Consider the following 693-nt stretch of genomic DNA (forward strand, 5'->3'; position numbering starts at 1 on the left):
TCAGTGGATCAACTGCGGCCAGGCGGGGCCGCTGGGTTGGACCATCCCCGCGGCCCTCGGTGTAGTGGCCGCCGACCCGACACGTACCGTTGTCGGGCTGTCCGGCGACTACGACTTTCAGTTCCTGATGGAAGAGCTGGCCGTGGGTGCGCAGTTCAACCTGCCTTATGTGCAGGTGCTGGTCAACAACAGCTATCTGGGCCTGATCCGCCAGGCCCAGCGAGGTTTTGAGATGGACTACTGCGTACAGCTTGCTTTCGAAAACCAGAACGTACCGGCAGGCGAAGGTGATCTGCGCAGTTACGGCGTGGATCACCAGGCTGTGGTGCAAGGCCTGGGCTGCAAGTCATTGCGCGTGACCGATCCTGAAAAGATCAATGACGCCATGGTCGAGGCGCAGGTGATGGCACGCAAATACCGGGTGCCGGTGGTTGTGGAAGTCATCCTCGAAAAGGTCACCAATATCGCCATGGGCACGGAGATCGACAAGGTCAACGAGTTCGAAGACATCGACTGCCGCCACCCCAAGGGCCGTGAAGGCCTGGAACTGGCCGGCTTGCTTGAGTAAGCCCCTAGCAACGGCCAACGCCCCACCAGCAAAGAAATCATGCCTAAATTTTCCGCCAATCTCAGCATGCTCTATACCGAGCATGCGTTCCTCGACCGCTTTGAACCGGCTGCGAAGGCCGGCTT

Annotated in this window: 1 protein-coding gene and 1 pseudogene; both read left to right on the forward strand. The window is 59.5% G+C overall.

Translation table 11 applies throughout. From position 1 onward, the window contains the following. The coding region (locus AC1DWI_RS25435) for a thiamine pyrophosphate-dependent enzyme (RefSeq protein ID WP_477726223.1) at positions 1 to 568 on the forward strand (568 nt) is incomplete at its 5' end. 39 nt (positions 569 to 607) lie between these two features. Next, a pseudogene (locus AC1DWI_RS25440) lies at positions 608 to 693 on the forward strand (hydroxypyruvate isomerase); the annotation flags it as partial.

Source organism: Polaromonas sp. P3_C2, assembly GCF_056402675.1.